Origin of the sequence: Sporosarcina sp. NCCP-2331 (assembly GCF_023707945.1) — a bacterium.
Taxonomy (GTDB): Bacteria; Bacillota; Bacilli; order Bacillales_A; family Planococcaceae; genus Sporosarcina; species Sporosarcina cascadiensis.
This window is the reverse complement of record NZ_BRCD01000032.1, coordinates 17,055-36,794: the sequence shown is the minus strand read 5'-3', so window position 1 is coordinate 36,794 and position 19,740 is coordinate 17,055. Positions and strand designations below refer to the sequence as shown.

Annotated in this window: 22 protein-coding genes and 1 pseudogene; 13 read left to right on the top strand and 10 right to left on the bottom strand. The window is 43.6% G+C overall.

Translation table 11 applies throughout. The annotated features are described in order from the left end of the window. Positions 1-6: 6 nt before the first annotated feature. The 5 genes and pseudogenes from NCCP2331_RS15755 (at position 7) to NCCP2331_RS15735 (ending at position 3,108) form a co-directional block, all read left to right on the top strand. Positions 7-990 (top strand): ring-cleaving dioxygenase, encoded by a 984-nt coding sequence (locus NCCP2331_RS15755; RefSeq protein ID WP_251671774.1) that lies wholly within the window; start codon positions 7-9, stop codon positions 988-990. A 33-nt stretch (positions 991-1,023) separates the two neighbouring features. Next, positions 1,024-1,302, top strand: a pseudogene (locus tag NCCP2331_RS15750) (NADPH-dependent FMN reductase); the annotation flags it as partial. 22 nt (positions 1,303-1,324) lie between these two features. Further along, positions 1,325-1,930: a flavin reductase family protein gene (locus tag NCCP2331_RS15745; RefSeq protein WP_153720986.1), complete on the top strand. Its 606-nt coding sequence runs from the start codon at positions 1,325-1,327 to the stop codon at positions 1,928-1,930. A gap of 94 nt (positions 1,931-2,024) precedes the next feature. Further along, entirely contained in the window at positions 2,025-2,633 is a 609-nt protein-coding gene (locus NCCP2331_RS15740; RefSeq protein ID WP_251671772.1) for an alpha/beta hydrolase, read from the top strand. Between the two features lie 46 nt (positions 2,634-2,679). Further along, positions 2,680-3,108 (top strand): MarR family winged helix-turn-helix transcriptional regulator, encoded by a 429-nt coding sequence (locus NCCP2331_RS15735; protein WP_251671771.1) that lies wholly within the window; start codon positions 2,680-2,682, stop codon positions 3,106-3,108. Positions 3,109-4,041: 933 nt separating this feature from the next. Here NCCP2331_RS15735 and NCCP2331_RS15730 read toward each other — a convergent pair. Then, positions 4,042-4,554 carry a hypothetical protein gene (locus tag NCCP2331_RS15730; RefSeq protein WP_251671770.1) on the bottom strand — a complete coding sequence of 171 codons (513 nt, stop codon included), beginning with the start codon at positions 4,552-4,554 and terminating at the stop codon, positions 4,042-4,044. 2 nt (positions 4,555-4,556) lie between these two features. Next, positions 4,557-5,258, bottom strand: coding sequence for a B3/B4 domain-containing protein (locus tag NCCP2331_RS15725; protein ID WP_251671769.1), 702 nt, complete (start codon positions 5,256-5,258; stop codon positions 4,557-4,559). 55 nt (positions 5,259-5,313) lie between these two features. Here NCCP2331_RS15725 and queG point away from each other — a divergent pair, with 55 nt between their 5' ends. Both queG and trmL read left to right on the top strand, forming a co-directional pair. Further along, positions 5,314-6,450 carry a tRNA epoxyqueuosine(34) reductase QueG gene (gene queG, locus NCCP2331_RS15720; protein ID WP_153721233.1) on the top strand — a complete coding sequence of 379 codons (1,137 nt, stop codon included), beginning with the start codon at positions 5,314-5,316 and terminating at the stop codon, positions 6,448-6,450. 18 nt (positions 6,451-6,468) lie between these two features. Then, complete coding sequence (gene trmL, locus NCCP2331_RS15715) at positions 6,469-6,945, top strand: tRNA (uridine(34)/cytosine(34)/5-carboxymethylaminomethyluridine(34)-2'-O)-methyltransferase TrmL (RefSeq protein ID WP_251671768.1); 477 nt, start codon at positions 6,469-6,471, stop codon at positions 6,943-6,945. A gap of 240 nt (positions 6,946-7,185) precedes the next feature. Here trmL and NCCP2331_RS15710 read toward each other — a convergent pair whose 3' ends face one another. Next, positions 7,186-8,484, bottom strand: coding sequence for an NCS2 family permease (locus NCCP2331_RS15710; RefSeq protein ID WP_153720991.1), 1,299 nt, complete (start codon positions 8,482-8,484; stop codon positions 7,186-7,188). A gap of 159 nt (positions 8,485-8,643) precedes the next feature. Here NCCP2331_RS15710 and NCCP2331_RS15705 point away from each other — a divergent pair, with 159 nt between their 5' ends. Further along, complete coding sequence (locus tag NCCP2331_RS15705; RefSeq protein ID WP_251671767.1) at positions 8,644-9,468, top strand: aldo/keto reductase; 825 nt, start codon at positions 8,644-8,646, stop codon at positions 9,466-9,468. Between the two features lie 29 nt (positions 9,469-9,497). Next, positions 9,498-10,433, top strand: a complete 936-nt coding sequence (locus NCCP2331_RS15700; protein WP_251671766.1) for a methyl-accepting chemotaxis protein — start codon at positions 9,498-9,500, stop codon at positions 10,431-10,433. Between the two features lie 41 nt (positions 10,434-10,474). On the opposite strand, the gene NCCP2331_RS15695 is transcribed toward NCCP2331_RS15700, so the two are convergent. The 6 genes from NCCP2331_RS15695 to NCCP2331_RS15670 form a co-directional block, all read right to left on the bottom strand. Beyond that, a complete protein-coding gene (locus tag NCCP2331_RS15695; protein ID WP_251671765.1) occupies positions 10,475-11,317 on the bottom strand; it encodes an RluA family pseudouridine synthase in 843 nt (280 codons plus the stop codon). Positions 11,318-11,330: 13 nt separating this feature from the next. Continuing rightward, complete coding sequence (locus NCCP2331_RS15690; protein WP_251671764.1) at positions 11,331-11,804, bottom strand: thioredoxin family protein; 474 nt, start codon at positions 11,802-11,804, stop codon at positions 11,331-11,333. A 6-nt stretch (positions 11,805-11,810) separates the two neighbouring features. Beyond that, the gene (locus NCCP2331_RS15685) at positions 11,811-12,230 is read right to left on the bottom strand and encodes a disulfide oxidoreductase (RefSeq protein ID WP_251671763.1); all 420 of its coding nucleotides are present in this window, start codon (positions 12,228-12,230) and stop codon (positions 11,811-11,813) included. A 79-nt stretch (positions 12,231-12,309) separates the two neighbouring features. Next, entirely contained in the window at positions 12,310-13,650 is a 1,341-nt protein-coding gene (locus NCCP2331_RS15680; protein WP_251671762.1) for a hemolysin family protein, read from the bottom strand. 1,147 nt (positions 13,651-14,797) lie between these two features. Continuing rightward, positions 14,798-14,950: a hypothetical protein gene (locus NCCP2331_RS15675; protein WP_153720997.1), complete on the bottom strand. Its 153-nt coding sequence runs from the start codon at positions 14,948-14,950 to the stop codon at positions 14,798-14,800. A gap of 44 nt (positions 14,951-14,994) precedes the next feature. Then, positions 14,995-15,198, bottom strand: coding sequence for a DUF5342 family protein (locus NCCP2331_RS15670; RefSeq protein WP_153720998.1), 204 nt, complete (start codon positions 15,196-15,198; stop codon positions 14,995-14,997). A gap of 79 nt (positions 15,199-15,277) precedes the next feature. Between NCCP2331_RS15670 and NCCP2331_RS15665 the strand changes: the two genes are divergently transcribed. Continuing rightward, on the top strand, positions 15,278-15,670 hold the full coding sequence (locus NCCP2331_RS15665; RefSeq protein WP_251671761.1) for a ferritin-like domain-containing protein: 393 nt from the start codon (positions 15,278-15,280) through the stop codon (positions 15,668-15,670). 1 nt (position 15,671) lies between these two features. On the opposite strand, the gene NCCP2331_RS15660 is transcribed toward NCCP2331_RS15665, so the two are convergent. Next, positions 15,672-16,451, bottom strand: a complete 780-nt coding sequence (locus NCCP2331_RS15660) for a helical backbone metal receptor (RefSeq protein ID WP_251671760.1) — start codon at positions 16,449-16,451, stop codon at positions 15,672-15,674. Between the two features lie 158 nt (positions 16,452-16,609). Here NCCP2331_RS15660 and NCCP2331_RS15655 point away from each other — a divergent pair, with 158 nt between their 5' ends. From NCCP2331_RS15655 to NCCP2331_RS15645, 3 genes are all read left to right on the top strand, one after another. Beyond that, complete coding sequence (locus tag NCCP2331_RS15655) at positions 16,610-17,767, top strand: DUF445 domain-containing protein (protein ID WP_251671759.1); 1,158 nt, start codon at positions 16,610-16,612, stop codon at positions 17,765-17,767. Positions 17,768-17,778: 11 nt separating this feature from the next. Beyond that, positions 17,779-18,129 carry a YlbF/YmcA family competence regulator gene (locus NCCP2331_RS15650; protein ID WP_251671758.1) on the top strand — a complete coding sequence of 117 codons (351 nt, stop codon included), beginning with the start codon at positions 17,779-17,781 and terminating at the stop codon, positions 18,127-18,129. A gap of 61 nt (positions 18,130-18,190) precedes the next feature. Further along, entirely contained in the window at positions 18,191-19,702 is a 1,512-nt protein-coding gene (locus tag NCCP2331_RS15645) for a coproporphyrinogen III oxidase (RefSeq protein WP_251671773.1), read from the top strand. The last annotated feature ends 38 nt before the right edge of the window (positions 19,703-19,740 follow it).

Genomic DNA, 19,740 nt, shown 5'->3' with positions numbered 1-19,740 from the left:
AATATAATGAACCACTTAAAAGGGATTCACCACGTAACAGCTATAACAAGTAGTGCAGAAAAGAACTACGAATTTTTCACATATGTATTAGGAATGCGTTTAGTAAAGAAAACAGTCAATCAGGATGACATTCAAACCTATCACTTATTCTTTGCAGACGATAAAGGCTCTGCGGGTACTGATATGACATTTTTCGATTTTCCCGGTATTGCAAAAGGAACACATGGAACAAACGAGATTTATAAAACTTCTTTCCGTGTGCCGACAGACATAGCACTTGATTACTGGCTGAAACGTTTTGATAAATATAAAGTGGAAAATAACGGTATTGAAGAAGTGTTCGGTAAGAAAACTATTTCATTCGTCGACTTTGATGACCAACAATATATGTTGGTTTCTGATGAATTTAATGAGGGGATTGAATCAGGAACTCCTTGGCAAAATGGTCCCGTACCATTGGAATATGCAATTACAGGATTAGGACCTATTCATATTCGTATCGAACAATTTGATTATTTAAAAGAGATTCTGGAAAAAGTGATGTTAATGCGTGAGATCGCACAAGAAGGTTCGCTGTATTTATTTGAAATTGGTGAAGGCGGCAATGGTGCACAAGTAATTGTTGAACACAATACGGCTTTACCAGCTGGCCGACAAGGATTCGGTACAGTGCATCATGCGGCTTTCCGCGTGGAAGATACGAAAGAATTATATGAATGGATTGAACATATGGAAGCCGCTGGTTTCGGTACTTCCGGGTATGTGGATCGTTTCTTCTTTGAATCTTTATATGCAAGGGTTGCACCCGGCATCCTTTTTGAATGGGCAACAGATGGTCCAGGCTTTATGGGAGATGAACCTTATGAAACAGTGGGAGAGATCTTGTCATTACCTCCATTCCTTGAAGGGAAAAGAGAACAGATTGAGGCGTCAGTGAGACCAATCGATACAGTACGCAGTAGGCTTAATATAGAAAAAGAGTACTTATAAAAGAGGTGTTAGTCAGAAATTATTGCAAAATAAGATGGGTTCGTATTCATCGTTCAAGAATACAATCACTCAATCTCAGCTACGCTAAAAAATGCGTTAGATTACTTACGTGATGAGTGGAACAATAAAGCAGCAGGTATCGTATCATACGGTTCAGTTGGCGGAGCAGAACAATTAAGTGAATTACTTATAGCACATGTCCGTGTACATCCAGCATTATCATTATTTACAGACTTCGAAAATGGTTCAGACTTCAAACCAGCTACTGTACAAGCAGATTCAGTAAACCAAATGTTAGACCAAGTCATCTGACTAAATAAGGGAGCTGAATATATTGATTTCAATCGATCCTCAAAAAAATAGTGAACGGGATAATTATAAACTTCTCATTGGCTCTATTATTCCTAGACCTATTGCGTTTGTTACTACCGAATCTGAGGAAGGTATTATTAATGGCGCACCCTTTAGCTATTTCAATATTGTTTCATCCAATCCACCGATGCTTTCACTTGCTATCCAAAGACCTAATGACCATCTAAAAGATACGGCTCGAAATATTTATAGTAATCATCAATTTGTGGTTCATATTGTGGATGAAGAGAATGTGGCGAAGATCAATGAAACGGCAGCCTCTATACCTGCAACTGAAAGTGAAATCGAATTGGCAAATCTCACGCTTGTAAAAAGTGAAAAAGTATCTGTACCCGGCGTGAAGGAAGCGAAAGTTCGAATGGAATGCAGACTTGTCCAAGCAATTCCACTAGGTGGAGAAGGACCAGGGAGTGACTTGTTTATTGGAGAAGTTGTAAGATTTCATGTGGATGAAGGAATGTATGAAGATGGACGAATCGACCCTAAAGGTTTAAAGGCGGTCAGTCGTTTAGCAGGCTCTAACTATGCAGCAATTGGTGAGGTTTTTTCCATTGAAAGACCTGAATAGTGAGCACAATTAGTGGAGAAAAATATAGGAATTCCTACTTGTATAGAAGACGTGTACTTTAAAGAGTAACCTTTTGAAAGGAGAGAACAATAGTATGCAACATATTTTTAAACAAGGAACAAATAGCGAGAAACCAGTACTGTTACTTTTACACGGTACAGGCGGTAATGAGCATGACATATTGTCTCTAGCGGATATAGTGGATTCGGATGCATCTGTACTCAGTGTACGTGGAAATGTATTAGAAAATGGAATGCCTCGTTTCTTTAAACGCTTAGCTGAAGGTATATTTGATGAGGAGGATTTAATATTCCATACAAATGAGCTTAATGCTTTTTTAGATAAGGCTGCTGCAGAATATAAATTTGACCGCCAAAACATCGTAGCTATTGGTTATTCAAACGGTGCCAATATTGCGGCCAGTCTTTTATTTCACTTTAAAGATGCACTGAAAGGTGCAATTTTACATCATCCTATGGTGCCAAGACGTGGCATAACACTTCCAGATTTAACGGGTATCCAAGTATTTATCGCAGCTGGAACGAATGATCCGATTTGTCCAAAACAAGAATCCGTGGAACTGCAACAACTATTAGAAGATGCAAATGCATCGGTTGGTGTTCAATGGGTAAGTACTGGACATCAACTTACAATGGCAGAAGTGGAAGCTGCTAAACAGTGGTATGAACAAAGGTACTCTTAAAAGAGGAGATTTCATATTTTGAGATAGCATCTTGTGAGGTGTTTATATGAGTGGAAAATGTGAAAATCAACCATATTTAGTGTTGATGAAAACAACCAAGGCAATTCAAGAGCGAATTAAACGGGAAATGATCAGTAATAAGCTGAACATTACAGAGTTTTCTGTTCTTGAGGTGCTCTATCTGCAGGGGAAACAAACGATTCAGCAGATTGGCAATACCATACTCATTTCTAGCGGCTCAATGACTTATGTGATAGATAAATTAGAATGTAAGGGTTTATTAAGTCGGAGTGGATGTCCTGATGACCGACGAGTCATACACGTGATATTAACGGAAGAGGGAACTCACTTAATGAAGGAAATCATGCCTAACCATCGAGATTTAGTTAATTACATGTTTGGATCTTTAACTGATAATGAGTCTGAAACCATGGTCAAACTTTTACAGAAAGTAAGTACAAGAGTGGGGACATAATTTTTCCGATTTAAACTCCCTTAAATTTGAGATGGATAGCACAATAGGGGCGGTTGTTTAATCATTGTTTTGGGAGCACGATTTGTATCCGCACAAAAGCTGCTTAATATGAAGCAGGTATGATAGTGGAGATATGATAGAAGAAGTAGAAAGAGGCTGGGACATAACATGAAAAAAGCGTAAAGGAGTTCAATTCCTTACGCTTTTTTGTGTCTCTTTTCAGTAGACACTTTGCATCATTAGAGTGGAGCGCAGGGGAACGGACTTTATTTTTAGTTTTGTCCAAGCCCCTTTTTTGATTAATATTTCTCTTTATCGGAATAGGAGTATTAATCTTTTGGTAAGAAGGTTTTAGACTGTTATCCCGACTGACGAACAATACGAGCAGCTAGTCTTAGGGCCAAAGCGACGTTAGAAAGTACTGGCCCAGCCAGCCGCAGTTAAGGTTGGAATAATCTGCTACATCTAGACCTTGAACGCCATGTACTTGACCACGAAGATTTGTCGTTGATGTCGCCGGACCCTTACGATTGGAAGTAATATAAAAACAGTTCAACAGTTTTCAGAAAAGGTACTGCAAGTTAAAGATTTTGATGATGTAAGAAGTTTTACTGCGTTTGAAATATAAAGTAAAAACTAAAAGCTCACATTTACAGAAACGAGTTCGAATTTGATATCCGGAGAGAATAGATCACCAAGGATTTAGTGCTTAAAAAACTCCCTTAAAAAAACACGCTCTTGTCAAATTGACAAAGAGCGTGCCATGGAGGAGAAGCCAGAAAGGATATTGCTCGTAAGGGTTTATTGCCATAGACATGGTTGGTTATGGGTCATAGGTCAATGTGTAACAGGTGACGAGTCATTGGTTATCACTAAGTTTGAGTTTCTGTTTCTCGCTCCATGCTCCGAAAAGGAGTCTCACCTTTCCGGAGATCAGAAATATTCTGATCCATTGAAATCCAGCGTTATGGTGTAGTTTTTCGTATTGATTCGATTAGAAAGCTGGTGAGCGGACTTTTCTGCCAGCAATGCTTTCTGACGGTATACTTCAGGATCAAATAGCGCGACACGGTAGACGGTTGTAGATTCTGCGTAACCGTATTGGATTTCTTCTTTATTGGCTAAAGAAAGTTCTTTACAGAAGCTAGCTTTTGCCCGCAGCTGAATGGCCAATTCGATTGCTTCGACCAAAGGGATCTGCTGTCCTTCGAAATCTACGGTATGCGTGCTGTTTGCTGTATAGATAAGAAAATCAAGCTTGCGCTGATTTAACCTCGCTTGTTCAATTTCTTTTTCTATGTCTTCAAACGTGCGTGATACCAGAGGCGGAAGTGTTCCTTTTTCCACGGTCGCAAAAGCGGCTCTGCGTGCTTCGGATTCCAGATCACGTATTTGTTTTGAGAGAATACTTTTTAATTTGACGCCTTCTGCTAATGTGATGGTCATGATCACACCTCTTTCTTAATTGTAAAAGCTGGCCGTTCACCTGTCAGAATAGCGGAAGAGAAGTCTCCACCATTTATGCTGGTGAACATTTTTCCGCAGGCATTCGTTAATTGGAAAGCTTCTCCCGCGTCTAATGAGGGATAGATGAACAACAGTTGCAGGATGTTTTCTGATTCCTCTGTGACAGCCGTCCGGATAGAGTCGATGTAGGGACTGCCAAAACTGCTGTAATTATCGCTTAAGAGCAATTGGTTGGCAAATGTGTTAAATTGGCCATTGAGCCCTTCAAAGCCATCCTCTGCTGTTCCGATTGACAGTTCTATATTACCTGTCAGTTCGTCCAAGTCGTAAATAGAGGCAGGAATTTCATATTGAAGGGAAAAGAATGTATTTAAATCTTCCGCGCTGTGAAAAGAAGGTACGTATTCGCGATTTTTGATTCGTTTCATCAGCACTTCCAAGGCTGGAGGTGTTACCGAGGGATCGGAGCCTAGTTTCCTCCAGATAGATTGCCATTCCGCCAGTCCGGAAAAGTCGGATAGATCTTTGTCCAGCAGTTCGAAATAAAGCTGTTCCTGGAATAACTGAAGACGCCCTTTCAGCATCTGAGGTGATGCCGAGACAGTTGTTTTGTTATAATAGATCAAGCCTAATTTAAAATCAGGAATTTTTGTAAATATAGAAGGATGGATAGTGAGTTGCATTGATATCACCTATATCTAATTTTTCTTTATCTTATCATAAGGGAGGCGGGGAATGGTGAATGTCGCTCAGTTGCAAGTTGAAGTACGTGAGTTTGCGGCGGCCATTGGAATCGACAAGATAGGTTTTACGACAGCAGCCCCGTTCGTGAAATTGAAGGACAGGCTGAAACAGCAGCAGCGTTTGAGCTACCAATCCGGTTTTGAAGAGCCGGATCTGGATAAGCGGACAGATCCATTGCTGCTTATGGATCAGGCGGAGAGCATTATATCCATAGCGGTTGCTTATCCGTCAAAAATGGCAGACAGTCCACGCGGTAAAAAAGGTGAACGGCGGGGAATGTTCTGCCGTGCGTCCTGGGGAGAAGATTATCATACAGTGTTGAGAGACAAGCTGGCGCAGCTGGAACTTTTCATACTGACGAAAGTACCTGATGCACGTCTTCGTTCCATGGTGGATACAGGAGAGCTTGCGGATCGTGCTGTGGCAGAGAGGGCGGGGATCGGCTGGTCGGCAAAGAATTGTGCGATCATTACACCGGAGTTCGGTTCGTATGTCTACCTAGGGGAGATGATCACTAATCTCCCGTTCAGACCGGATGAGCCGATGGAAGATCAATGTCTCGACTGCACGTTATGCCTGGACGCCTGTCCGACAGGCGCGCTTATCCAAGGAGGCCAATTAAATGCCCAGCGCTGTATTGCCTTCTTGACGCAGACGAAACAAGCGGTGCCTGAAGAATTCAGACAGAAAATCGGCAACCGTTTGTATGGCTGTGATACTTGTCAGACGGTATGTCCTAAAAATAAAGGAATGAATCACACCCATCAGCCCGCTTTTAAGCCGGATCCCGAGCTTGTGAAGCCACTATTGGTGCCGTTGCTGTCTTTATCCAACCGGCAGTTTAAAGAGCAGTACGGGCATATGTCGGGCTCTTGGCGCGGCAAGAATCCTATTCAGCGAAATGTGCTGATAGCATTGGGGCATTTTAAGGATGAATCAGCAATCCCTGAAGCAGTCAGAATGCTGGCAGAGGATCCGCGGCCTGTGATCAGGGCAACAGCTGCCTGGACGCTCGGAAGAATTGGTACATCTGAAGCGGCGGAGGCATTACGGCAACAATATCCGGCAGAGGAGGAGGCAATGGTCAAAGAGGAAATCGACCGTGCCATCGAACAGCTGCAAACTAATTGAAGGAAGGTACGAATTGAAATGACGATACATGTAGCTTTATTTGAACCACAGATTCCTGCCAATACAGGAAATATCGCACGCACATGTGCAGGTACCGACACGGCGCTTCATTTAATCCGCCCATTAGGTTTTTCAACAGATGATAAAATGCTGAAACGCGCGGGGCTGGATTATTGGGAACATGTCGAAATTACGTACCACGACGGAATAGAAGATTTTTTCACTGCTTATCCGCAAGGGAAATTTTATTTCATTACAAAATTCGGAGAGACGAGTTATGATTCATTTGATTACACGGATCAGGACGAAGATATCTTCTTTGTGTTCGGCAAGGAAACAACAGGTCTGCCTAAAGAGATTATTGCTGAACATAAGGAAACCTGTCTCCGCATTCCGATGAATGATGAACATATTCGTTCTTTAAATTTATCGAATACGGCTGCGATTTTAATCTATGAAGCATTGAGGCAGCAAAAGTTTGCTCATTTAACATAAAAAAAGGGACCGGCATATGCCAGTCCCTTTTTACTGTGCTTATTTCTTTGATTGGCCCGGCTTGTCTTCGTATCCGCCTGTAAAAATAGCAGAGAGGAATGCGACACAAACAGCCATAATTAAAATTAATCTCATTGTTTGTACCTCCTGTAAAATCAGTAGTCCTTCACACAGTATACCGTAAACGGATGAAAAATGAAATATCCTTCGCTTTAGTTTGTGACAGGTTCTTAACAAATCTTAATGTGGCAGGAATAATAGCTGATAGGCAAACAGGACAGCGAAAATATAAAGCAATAAAGGAACTTGCTTAGCCTGACCTTTGGTAATCTTCAGCAGCGGGTAGGTAACGAAACCAAGTGCGATTCCTGTTGCGATACTTGAAGTAAGCGGCATCGTTAAGATTACCAGGAAAGCCGGGAATGATTCATCGAATGAATCCCAGTCGATATGCTTTACAGCACTGATCATGAGACTTCCTACAATAATAAGCGCAGGCGCAGTAATTGCGGCTACTCCTGATAGCGCACTGACAACAGGGCTGAAGAAAGCCGCAATAATGAACAGCACGGCTACAGTCAGCGTAGTGAGCCCTGTACGGCCTCCTACTGCTACACCTGAAGAGGATTCAACATAGGCAGATGTCGGGCTTGTACCGACCATGGCGCCGACAGAAGCGGCAACTGAGTCTGCAAGAAGCGCATGACGTGCACGCGGCAGAGACTTGCCTTTCATCAGTCCGGCTTGTTTTGCTACACCGATCATCGTTCCTGTTGTATCAAACAGTGTCACGAGCAGGAATGCAAATACGACTCCGTACAGGCCGTGTGTAATGACGTCACTCATTGCCTGAATAGGATTCCAGACTAGGATTCCTTCCGGCAGGTGCGGCATTTTCATAAAGCCTTCAAATTTCAGCTGCTTGGTGAAGAAAGCAACAATCGCTGTGGAGATCATCCCAATGAAAATTGCACCATAGACATTCAAGTTCATTAAGATAATGGTTACGATCAAGCCGAAAATTGTCAATAGCACAGGAGGAGACGTTAAATCACCCAATTGAACGATATTGGATTCGTGAGGTGCGACTAAACCTGATAATCGTAACCCAAGGAATGCGATAAATAATCCGATCCCGGCGGTGATTCCGTGTTTGAGATTTTCCGGGATGGATTCGATCAACTTTTCCCGAAATGAAGTCATAGAAAGTAAAACGAAAATCAGTCCTGCAATAAATACAGCAGAGAAGGCTGTCAGATAATCCAGCTGGCCGTCTGAGCCGATCACAACAGAAGCAAAATATGCATTCAATCCCATGCCGGGAGCAATTGCAATCGGATAATTAGCGAATAAAGCCATCCAAACCGTTCCAATAACGGTCGCGATGATAGTGGCTAAAAATACTTGGTCAAAAGGAACACCCGCATCCGACAGAATAATCGGGTTGACAATGACGATATAAACCATCGTCAGAAATGTCGTAATTCCTGCTAATAATTCAGTTTTCACAGTGGTATTATTCTTTTTCAACTGAAACAATATATATTCTCCCCTTAAATAACGAACAAATTAAAGATCAAACACAATAATATTCGTTTTTATCGTAGAAATCAAGCCGTTATATTAAAAAAGTTTATTCGTAAAAGTAAACAAAAAACTGTACAATTAGACTATCAGTTTTTTGAAGGAGGAATTTACATGCCAACTATCTTTGAACATATGGTGTTATTGAGCAATGGTGTACAAATGCCGCAGATGGGTCTGGGCACATATAAAATGACAGACCCGGAAGAAACTGTGACAGCAGTAGAGAAAGCGATTTCACTCGGCTATCGGGCAATTGATACAGCGGCAATTTATCAGAATGAAAAAGAAGTGGGCGAGGCGGTCCGGAATTGCGGCGTGTCGCGGGAAGACCTTTTCATTACCTCAAAAGTGTGGAATGATGAACAGGGATACGATGAAACACTGAAAGCCTTCGAGCGTTCATTGACAGCGCTGAACATGAGTTATTTAGATCTTTATTTGACTCATTGGCCCGTCAGCAGCAGCTATATTGATACATATCGCGCGATAGAGAGATTATACGATGAAAAGTTGATTAGAGCGACAGGTGTCTCGAATCACCATGAATCACATTTGATGGAGCTTTTTACGGTTGCGAACATTCGTCCAATGGTTAATCAGGTCGAATTGCATCCGTTACTGACACAGGTGCCACTGCGTCAATTTTGCAGTGATCATCAAATTGCTGTGACGTCCTGGAGTCCGCTGGCAAGAGGGACTTTATTGGAAGATCCGATATTGCATGCGATTGGTGAAAGTCACGGGAAAACGGCGGCCCAAGTGATTATTAGATGGCATCTTCAGCATAATCTAATTGTTATTCCGAAATCAGTGACGGAGAGCCGTATTAAAGAAAATAGTGACGTGAGTGATTTTCAGCTGTCAGAAGCGGAAATGGCGCTGATTGACGCAATGAATAAAGATCAGAGAACAGGCACAGATCCGGCTATATTTTAATGTAGCTTAAAGAAAATGAGGGAACTAAAATGGGGATATTCAGACGTAAACCAGAACGGGTTACAGAGGTATTAAAGGAAATTGATTCTGCTACGGTCAGCTCAGAAGATCAGCGGCAGGATCAGGAACGGTATAAACAAGTGGAGCATGAATTAACGGCGGCTGTTACGCAGCACGAGAAAGTAAACGCGCAGCACAATGTATTGGGCGAGGCCGTTTCAGAGATTGAGAGCAGTTTTAATATCATTCAGGATCTCAGCGAGAAAACAACGGAATCCTCAATGATACTGCATGAAAACGGCCGTTCGCTTGAAGAGAAATCCATTTATATGGTGAAGGAAGCGGAAGACGGGGCAGATGAAGTCCGTAAAACTGCAGAAGTAATGAATGATTTAGGCAAGCATATGGAAATGTCAGAAGTAAGTATGACGCAATTAAGTGAACGGTCAGTAGAAATTCAGTCAATTGTTGGGGTGATTGAAAATATTGCCGCCCAGACAAATTTATTGGCTTTGAATGCATCTATTGAGGCAGCGCGTGCAGGAGAATACGGAAAGGGCTTTTCCGTTGTCGCACAGGAAGTTCGAAATTTGGCGGAAAGCACTTCGAGCAGTACGAAAAATATTCAGTCGCTGACCAATTCATTGAAAGAAGAAATTCTGCAGGCATTGGAAGCGACAAAGAAAAGTTCGAAGTTAATTGAACAGGGTGTGGCGGTTAGTCTGCAGACTGCTTCAAAAATCGGGTCCATTCTGGAAACCGTGCAAGGAAGTCAGGCAGATATTTCTTCCATAGAAAAGATGATTGCCGAGCAGAATGAATTATCCGCTAAAATGCAGGAGGAATTGAAAAAGGCCAATTCGTTATTCTCAGGTGCCCATGAATTAATAGTGGAACATATCGAAGACGCAAAAGAAGTGGATAAACGTTTGGAAAGCGGGATTCAGCAACTGTTAATAAAATAAAAGATGTCCGCAGATCATTGGTCTGCGGGCATCTTTACATTTTATTCAGTTTCTAATAGGACAGCTTCGGAAGTGATCGGATGATCAAAAGCAACCTTTGAAGCGATTAATTTATAAGGACCTCTGGCAATGGTTTCGCTGCCGTACAGCTGATCACCAACAACAGGATGGCCCATATGCGAGAAGTGGACACGAATCTGATGCGTGCGCCCTGTCTCCAGCTGCGCTTCGACCAGCGTACTGTTGGCCAGGCGTTCGAGGACTTTAAAATGAGTCACTGCAGACTGGCCGGAAGGGGACACTCTGCGGCGTGTCGCATGGTAGCGGTCTTTGCCGATCGGCATATTGATCGTGCCGCGCGGTTTTCTCAGCTGGCCTTCAACTTCCGCTGTATAGAAACGGTCGATTTTATTCTGTTCGAGCATCCGGTCGAGCATCGTCTTGGCAATCGGGTGCTTGGCAATCAGCAGAATTCCCGCTGTATGCTGATCGAGACGGTGCACGTGCTCAGCGTAAGTGCCGCCTGTTGAAGAGATGTAACCCATTACTTCATTCATCAAGGTGCCTGTGCCCGGCGCGTGTTCCGGGTGAACGGAAACCCCGGCCCGTTTATTCACTGCCAGCAAATGCTCATCTTCCCAAACGATATTCAGCAAATCAAATGGTTCGGGTTTATATGACGACTGTGCATCTGAAAAAGAGAAAGTCAGCTCTGTGCCTTCAGGCAGCGGTTCTTTCCATTCGACAGGAAGGCCTTCAGAATCGGTTACGCTTTTGTCCATACGCATTTGGTGAACCGTCTTTTTACCTCCCTGCCACTGTTCACGCAGGAGCTGTTCCACTGTTTCACCGGGTTGTATCGTTGTGTAATGAAAACTAGTCATCTGGTCAGTCTCCTTAGTTACTCTCAATTTCATCGAAAAATGCTTTGATGTTTTCGTCGGGGTGTCCGCCGATCATTCTGAACTCTTCTTTGCCGTCTTTGTAATGAACGAGCGCCGGCCATTCCACGATATCGTATTTGGAATCCAGCTGTTTGTCCAATTCCAGCATATTATACTGATAGATATGAACACCGTATTCATCGGCAATCGGCATCAGTCGCGGCGTGAATTCCATACAGTGCTGGCAGGCAGGACTGAAATAATAAACAGTAGTCGGTTCACCGCTCTCAATTTGCTTATCCAGTTCGTCCGGAAGCACGATGTTTTGATAATTTTCATTAGACAATAAATCAACAGTCCGCTGATCAAGCTGGTCAGTTCCATACGGATTATCCGTTAATTTCTTTTCATTGGATTTGTTGTTCAGCACGATGATCAGAACAAAGATCACCACTATAATTCCGCCAATGGCTAATAACTTCTTCAATTGGTGTCACTCCTTTGTTTGTTTCCACATTACGAGACTTGCAGCAAAAATGAAAGTAAATGCTATGAATGCCATGAACGGGATGGTGATAAAGCCGAGATAATTTACATATTGGCCGGTGCAGGAAGCCCCTTTGCAGACAGGCGCACTGTCCTGCAGAAAGGTGAGCTTTTGAATTCCATAATGATAGAGGGAAATCCCGCCGCCTATCAATGAAAATGCAGCAGTCGTTAACGCGGCAGAAGCATTTTTCTGAATAAGTGCGATAAGTGCAATCAATACAATCGGATACATGAATATGCGCTGATACCAGCAGAGTGTGCAGGGCACATATCCTTTAATCTCGGAAAAATAAAGAGAACCGAGAGTGGCGGTCAATGCCGTGGTCCAAATGAATAGCAGAAGATTTTCTTGCTTTTTTGTCATATCTATTCACTTCTTTCTTTTTACTATCACTCTGTTAATCATGATAAAAGCTTTCCCGGCAGGCAGGAAAGCTTTTCCATTATAACGCAGCGCTGTTATCACTTTCTGGGTTTTGTTCTTCAGAACGCTGTTTTATTGCTTCTAAATAGAGAATGTGGTGGCCATCTACTTCTTTTACGGTGAATTCATAGCCCTGTTCAATAATCTTCTCACCCGGAACGGCTTCAAAACGCTGATCCATGAACCAGCCGCCGATTGTATCGATATCTTCTTCCAGAATCTCAATTTCAAGTGCATGATTAACATTTTCAATGAGCATTTTGGCGTCCAGGATATAATGATCAGGTCCGATTTTCTGAAGCTCAGGCAATTCATCCAAATCGAATTCATCGCGGATTTCACCGACAATTTCCTCTAAAATATCTTCAATTGTCACAAGACCCGAAGTGCCGCCGTATTCATCCAGCAAAATGGCCATATGGATACGTTCACGCTGAATCTTCAGCAGTAAATCCCCAATCGGCATGGTCTCAATCACCCGGATAATCGGCTGCATATAGTTGACGACAGACTTGTCGCCGGTAGTTGGATCTTTAATATAAGCAGTTAACAAGTGTTTCATATTGATCAAGCCGATGACATGGTCTTTGTCCCCGTCGATAATCGGATAGCGTGTATACTGCTCCACATCTATCAATTCAAAGACGTCCGATAACGTCATACTTTTGTCTATAGTCATCATTTCCGTACGGGGCAGCATAATTTCTTTCGCAATCCGGTCGTCAAACTCGAAAATCCGGTTCACATATTTGTATTCTGCCTGATTAATTTCACCGCTGCGCAAGCTGTCCGACAGGATGATACGGAGTTCTTCCTCTGTGTGTGCTACTTCTAATTCAGATATGGATTTGAAGCCAAGTAATCGCGTAACTAGACGGGCAGATACGTTCATCCCTTTGATAACCGGATACATCACCCGGTAAAAGATATTCAATGGTACAGAAAGCGTCAGCGACAATTGTTCTGCTTTATGCAGGGCTATGGTTTTCGGGGCAAGTTCTCCCACAACGACATGGAGATACGTGACAATCGCCAATGCGATACCGAATGAAAGGATGGTTTCCACATTCAGATCGAGCGCAAGCCTGTCAAAAAGCGGCGCGAGCATTAATTTGACTGTCGGCTCACCGAGCATACCGAGGCCGAGTGCAGTGATAGTAATTCCGAGCTGACACGCGGACAGGTATTCATCTAAGTTATCAGCAATCTTTTTTGAAAGCACCGCTCGTTTGTTACCTTCAACGATCAGCTGATCGAGTCGGGAAGTACGGACTTTCACGATGGCAAATTCACACGCGACAAAAAAAGCGGTGAGTGCGATCAAGGCAGCAAATGCTGCCAAACGTATGGCAATGTCCAAATAATGGCTCCGCGCTTAGACCGAATGGGGAAAAAGCACAAAGCGTACACCTCCTGTAATGTAAAGTTAGTTATCTTTTATAATAATTTATTTATAGAGAAAACACAATTCCTGGCGCTTATTATCGGCGAATATATTGTGAATGAGAGTGAAATGTAACTTGTTCTGCAGTTTGAATTCGGGGTGAGCCGTAGCTCGATACGTAAGGAAACGGTCTTCCGCCACATACTCACTATTAAAAATTTGGTCTGCGCCAAAAACTGTTCTTTACAATCTGTCATGTGGGTATTGCGAAAATCTTTCTGCAGTTTGGCAGTGTGTGGATTTAGTTTGTGTGCGTTTCGTTACTTGACTTTGCAGGAAGTTTTAATGAGGTGTGAGTTTGCAGTTTAAATCCGCTTCGGCGCTGGGGGATTGCCTTACGCCATGAGCCAGCTGGCGAAGACCGCGCCAGTTGTCTCATGGCAACGGCCGACCCCGCAGTTGCGCCTTCGCTGGCGTGGGGAATGTATGTCATGTTGTTTTTTTACTGAGTCCGGATTTAGCTGGTGTATTTTCGTTTCTCGACTTTTCAAATACATTGATCACAAGGACCTGTGTCCCTGGTGAATGCTAAGTATTGCATGAAACACCTTACCTATCGTGCTAGCCTCAAATAGAATGCTCATACTGCCTACTCACACCAAAAATATTGAAAAACCAGCCAGTGTACCGAAGTGGAAGGCAACCTAAGTACGCCGCAAGTGCCTTAATTTCTGCAAAGACCACAGAAATACGGCAAAGCGAACCCTACGCTGTTCGCTTGGCAACGGTTGCATGACTCACTTCGTGTGAAGCCCGCGGCTAAAGCGACTCCGGGAGGATCAGCTCGACAGGTAAGACAACTTGCGGGAGCGAAGCGAGAGCCGTCACGAAGAACGGCTTTTGCGAGTAAAAGCGAAGCGTTAGGAGCATATCTTTGCACTTCAAGTTGGCTTACCGCGGGCCCTCCGGAACGCGTCCGCCTGGAACGCAGGGGAACGGTCCCTTCCCCTTTACCCTATATTGCGCAATTACAGTCAAATCAGAGTATGTCAAGCACACATTTTGGTTAGGACTCTTAAAATTCAAACCAAAAGAACCTTCTGAAAAAGCAAGGTTCTTTTGGTTATTCTCCGTATTTGGGCTGGGTTTCTTTGAAGGCATTTTGTTCGTTGGGAATACGACTTTGGTCTTCGAAAACGTTTTCGGTTTTCTGTGCCTGTTTTTGCAGTCGCTCTTTCTCCAGCTGCTGTTTGCCTTCGGATTTCTCTTTGCTCATAACAGCACCTCCTCCAGTATAAGGATGGCCGTTCAGCAGAAAAATCATTCATAGACATGGTAAGTCATCAAGTCGTGAACCATTTTCAAGACTTCGGTTTCATTCGGCGGTATGCCTTTTGTCCAATTCACCGAACCGTCTTTATGGTAATCGCCTGCATACTGCTGATTTTGATAGTAAAAAGAAATTGTCCAGCCCGGAAGATCCGTTCCTTCAAACATTTTTTTATGACTGAAATGTTGCAGCATCTGTAGCATCTCCTTTAATTTTGGTGATATCCTAACCATTCTTTTCATAAAATGAGCAAAAGAGCGAAAGGATGAGTGTGTGTTTGTTACGCAATTACGAAATGCCGTCGAAGATGAATATAGATCTTACTTTTATTATAAGTCGATGTATCAGCTGACCAGTGATCCGCTGTGGCAGGAATTTATCCGTCATGCTTATGAAGACGAGAAGAGCCACTATGAAATGTTCCAGCAGCTCCACTATATGATGACGGGAAGCTTCGTGCCGAATCCGAAAAAAATGGCGCCGTGTACAAATTTAAAAGAATGTGCGAAAAATGCGCTGGTTGACGAACTGGAAGCGGTGGAAGTTTACAAAGAAATGCTTTTGAAAGCGCCTTTTGATCAGGCCCATGATCCACTTTTCATTGCGATGAATGATGAGATGGAGCATGCAATTAGAATGTCCACGATCTTTAATGGAACGAAATGAATCAAAGATCAAAATCAAACGTCTGTAAATAATCCGCACTCAGCAGCATGCGGGCACCGTACCAGAACATTTCGCCGTCAATCAGCTGAATCGATGAATCCGGCAGCATGTCCTGGAATTGCCTTTGCTGTTTTTCTTTGAACGGATACGGTTCTGAAGCTAATAAAACGAGATCCAGCTTGGCTTCTTTAAATTGTTCTTCCGTCACAGCGGGGTAGCGGTCAGCCGATTCGGCAAACGGTGTGATGAAGCCGATTCGCTGAAGAAGCGTGTTAATGTATGTACTCCTGCCTGCCACCATATAAGGTTTTTTCCAGATTACGTATGCTACCCGTGCAGCAGGTAATGCAGGGAGCTCTGCAAATGCCTGATTAATATCCGCGGCCAATAAATCTGCCTGCTGCTGACGGTCTGTCAGAGTACCCATGTCCGTGATCATCCGAAACGCATCATCAATCGTTTGGACTTCTGCTACATAGACTGGATAAAATTCTGACAGTGTCTCGACCATTTCCTTTGTGTTTTCTTCTTTTTCCATAATAATCAGATCTGGTTTGACAGCATGAATTTTTTCCAGATTCAAATCCTTCGTCCCGGCGACGGCATGAACTTTTTTTGCGGCCTCGGGATAGATGCAATATCTTGTTCGTCCGGCGATTTCCTCTTCCAATCCCAATGCGAATAAAGTTTCTGTGATGCCGGGGCACAATGTCACGATGCGCTTTGGAGGAAACTCATACAACAGCGTTCTGCCCAAATGATCGGTAACTTCTTTTTTCATGAATTCATTGACCTCCTTTATATGATAAGAAAGCTGAAATGACGCTACTTGCAACGTACCTGATTCAATCCTGATTGTAAAGCCAAAAATCCCCGCCTCGAATTTCTTTTCATTCAGCTGGTTTTTGTTATAATTGGACGAAGACCAAGTGGAATAAGGTGAAAAGATTGACAATAGTGCTGACAATTTTGTTCATGGCGTTTATTGGAGCGCTGATTGGCGGGGTAACGAACCACCTGGCGATCAAGATGCTTTTCAGGCCGCATGAACCGAAATTTATTGGGAAAACGCGCTTGCCGTTTACGCCTGGCTTGATTCCGAAACGGCGCAGCGAGCTTGCGGTGCAGCTGGGAAAGACGGTAACGAATTATTTGCTGACGCCTGATCTCTTCAGGAGAAAGCTGATGACGCCTGTCATGGAAGAGCGTGTGGAGAAGTTTGTTCAGGATAAAATGAATAAATACATCCTGCAATCGGACAAGACATTGAATGACTGGCTTGAAATCACAGGGGCTGCGGATCTGCCGGAACAAGTGGAAGATAATATGCTCACATTGATCGACCGTCAATTGACCGAAATGAAATTAAAAGTGACAACTGGAACGGTGGAAGAAGTTGTCCCGCTGCGCTGGCAGCAGCAAGTGGAGGAAAGAATTCCGCTTGCCTCGGATTTCTTGCTGCAGCGTGCAGAACAGTATATTGACTCAACTGAAGGAAGAGAGACGTTCCAAAAGCTGATTGATGATTTCCTTAATTCAAAAGGAACATTCGGCGGCATGCTGAATATGTTCTTCGGAGACTCGGATTCGCTCGTCGGTAAGATACAGCGGGAAGCACTGCGCTTTGCGGGGGCGCCGGGAACGAAGGAATTGCTCGATAAGCTGATCTGGAAAGAGTGGCGCAATATCCAGCAGCAGCCAATGGAAAAACTGACGGCAGAGTTCGACTTCGACAGCGTCTTTCATTCCGTGAGAAAATATGCGCTGGATCAATTGGCTCTTAGAGACCGGCTCGACCACAGTTTAGAGCATTATTGGCCGAAGGGAGCGGAATGGACTGCAGACAATATCACACCGCAGATTGTGAAGTTTGTTTTCAAGCAGGCGGAGCTTCAGCTGGAGCAGTCATTACAGAAATTAAAGCTCGATGAAATGGTGAAAGAACAGGTCGATACATTCCCGGTTGCTGTTCTGGAGGATTTGGTACTCGGTATTTCACGCAGAGAGTTTAAAATGATTACGGTTCTTGGCGCAGTGCTTGGCGGCGCGATCGGAATCATTCAAGGGATTATAGCTATCACATTAAATGGAATCTAGGAGGAATTTACATGACAGTGAATATTTATGACGATATGAATAAGTTGGAATCTACTTTGCGCAAGACAGATCAGTATGCAGAAGTGAAAGCGGCTATGGAAGATGTGAAGAGCGATGAAGAGGCCCGTGTATTGTTTGAAAGCTTCCGTGAAATCCAAATGAATCTGCAGCAGAAACAGATGGCCGGCGAGGAAATTGCAGGAGAAGAACTTGAACATGCACAGAAGACTGCACAATTAGCCCAAGAAAATCCGAAAATCATGGCGATGCTGACTGCAGAAATGAAGCTCAGCGAATTGATTGAAGAAGTAAACCGTGTTGTGTTGAAGCCTGTGCAAGACCTTTATGAAAGCTTCAATTAATAGTATAATTGGAACCGGCCCAGGCCGGTTTTTTTCAATCGATGGAGAGTAGGAGAGAATGATGCAGCAACTAAATGTATTTGAAGAGTTTCCGCAAGACTGGATCCGGATGTTCACCCATCTGGCCAATCTATTTTTTGAACAATCAAAAGTAGGAACTGACACTGTAGATGACGCCGCTATTGACATACGATTTTCTGAACAAATGAATGGGCCAGTGCCAAGCATTTCAGCGGTATTGCATTGGAATGGCCGGCAATACACTTCTGATTTTGCAGAATCTGCAGCAGAGACAGAAGAAAAAGAGCTGGTGCGTCAGAAAAAAAGAATGTATTCACATGTCCTGCTCGATGTATTGGAACAAGCAACCGGCATGCAGCAGGAATGGGGCATACTGACTGGCATTCGGCCGACTAAGCTTTATCATATGTATAAACAAGATGGTTATACGACTGACAAAGCAAAGCAATTATTACAGCAGCGCCACCGGGTATCGATGCGGAAAAGTGAATTGATCGCACAAATCGCGGACATTCAGCTAAACGCGCTGCCTGACCTTTATTCACTGAAACAGGAAGTGAGTATTTATATCGGCATTCCGTTCTGTCCGACAAAGTGCGCATACTGCACATTTCCGGCTTATGCCATTCACCGAAAAAACGGCCGGGTGGAAAACTTTCTGGACGGTTTGCATGAAGAGATGCGTGCAATCGGAAGCTGGTTGAAAGAGCGTGATATCCGGATTACGACAATTTATTTCGGCGGCGGCACACCGACCTCGATTGAGGCGGATGAAATGGATGCGCTGTATCAGACCATGGCAGATTCCTTTCCATACATGGAGCAAGTGCGTGAAGTGACAGTGGAAGCGGGCCGGCCTGATACGATTACGGTGCCGAAACTGGAAGTGCTGAAGAAGTGGGGAATCGATCGAATCAGTGTAAATCCCCAGTCCTATACTGACGAAACACTGAAAGCGATCGGACGTCATCACAGCGTGCAGGAAACAATCGACAAGTATTGGCTGTCCCGTGAACAAGGCATGCGTAATATTAATATGGACCTGATAATCGGCCTGCCGAATGAAGGTTTGGAGGAGTTCGAGCATTCATTGGCGGAGACGGAAAAAATGCAGCCAGAGTCGCTGACAATCCATACACTGTCATTTAAACGGGCTTCTGAAATGACGCGCAATAAGGATAAGTATCGTGTGGCAGATCGAGAAACTGTCGGCAAGATGATGCAGCGCGGCGAAGAATGGGCGGAGACGAACGGTTATATTCCATATTATCTCTACCGTCAAAAGAATATCTTGGGTAATCTAGAAAATGTGGGCTATTCAAAGCCGGGAGAAGAGAGTCTGTATAATATCTTAATCATGGAAGAAGCGCAGACGATTATTGGACTGGGCTGCGGAGCTTCAAGCAAGTTCGTGGATCCTGAAACCGGAAAGCTCACACAGTTCCACAATCCTAAAGAACCGGCTGCGTATATTCTTGGTTTTGAAGAGTCAATTGATAAGAAAATAGCGTATTTGGAGGAATTGTTTCCTTCCGTTCACTCTATAGATTAATGAAAGTTCCCCGGTCACATTGCTGATTGGGGAATTTT

Coding starts and splice junctions, on each gene's coding strand:
- NCCP2331_RS15755 (WP_251671774.1), top strand. CDS start 7: ATGAACCACTTAAAAGGGATTCACCACGTAACAGCTATAACAAGTAGT.
- NCCP2331_RS15740 (WP_251671772.1), top strand. CDS start 2,025: ATGCAACATATTTTTAAACAAGGAACAAATAGCGAGAAACCAGTACTG.
- NCCP2331_RS15735 (WP_251671771.1), top strand. CDS start 2,680: ATGAGTGGAAAATGTGAAAATCAACCATATTTAGTGTTGATGAAAACA.
- NCCP2331_RS15730 (WP_251671770.1), bottom strand. CDS start 4,554: ATGACCATCACATTAGCAGAAGGCGTCAAATTAAAAAGTATTCTCTCA.
- NCCP2331_RS15725 (WP_251671769.1), bottom strand. CDS start 5,258: ATGCAACTCACTATCCATCCTTCTATATTTACAAAAATTCCTGATTTT.
- trmL (WP_251671768.1), top strand. CDS start 6,469: ATGACGATACATGTAGCTTTATTTGAACCACAGATTCCTGCCAATACA.
- NCCP2331_RS15705 (WP_251671767.1), top strand. CDS start 8,644: ATGCCAACTATCTTTGAACATATGGTGTTATTGAGCAATGGTGTACAA.
- NCCP2331_RS15700 (WP_251671766.1), top strand. CDS start 9,498: ATGGGGATATTCAGACGTAAACCAGAACGGGTTACAGAGGTATTAAAG.
- NCCP2331_RS15695 (WP_251671765.1), bottom strand. CDS start 11,317: ATGACTAGTTTTCATTACACAACGATACAACCCGGTGAAACAGTGGAA.
- NCCP2331_RS15685 (WP_251671763.1), bottom strand. CDS start 12,230: ATGACAAAAAAGCAAGAAAATCTTCTGCTATTCATTTGGACCACGGCA.
- NCCP2331_RS15675 (WP_153720997.1), bottom strand. CDS start 14,950: ATGAGCAAAGAGAAATCCGAAGGCAAACAGCAGCTGGAGAAAGAGCGA.
- NCCP2331_RS15670 (WP_153720998.1), bottom strand. CDS start 15,198: ATGCTGCAACATTTCAGTCATAAAAAAATGTTTGAAGGAACGGATCTT.
- NCCP2331_RS15660 (WP_251671760.1), bottom strand. CDS start 16,451: ATGAAAAAAGAAGTTACCGATCATTTGGGCAGAACGCTGTTGTATGAG.
- NCCP2331_RS15650 (WP_251671758.1), top strand. CDS start 17,779: ATGACAGTGAATATTTATGACGATATGAATAAGTTGGAATCTACTTTG.
- NCCP2331_RS15645 (WP_251671773.1), top strand. CDS start 18,191: ATGCAGCAACTAAATGTATTTGAAGAGTTTCCGCAAGACTGGATCCGG.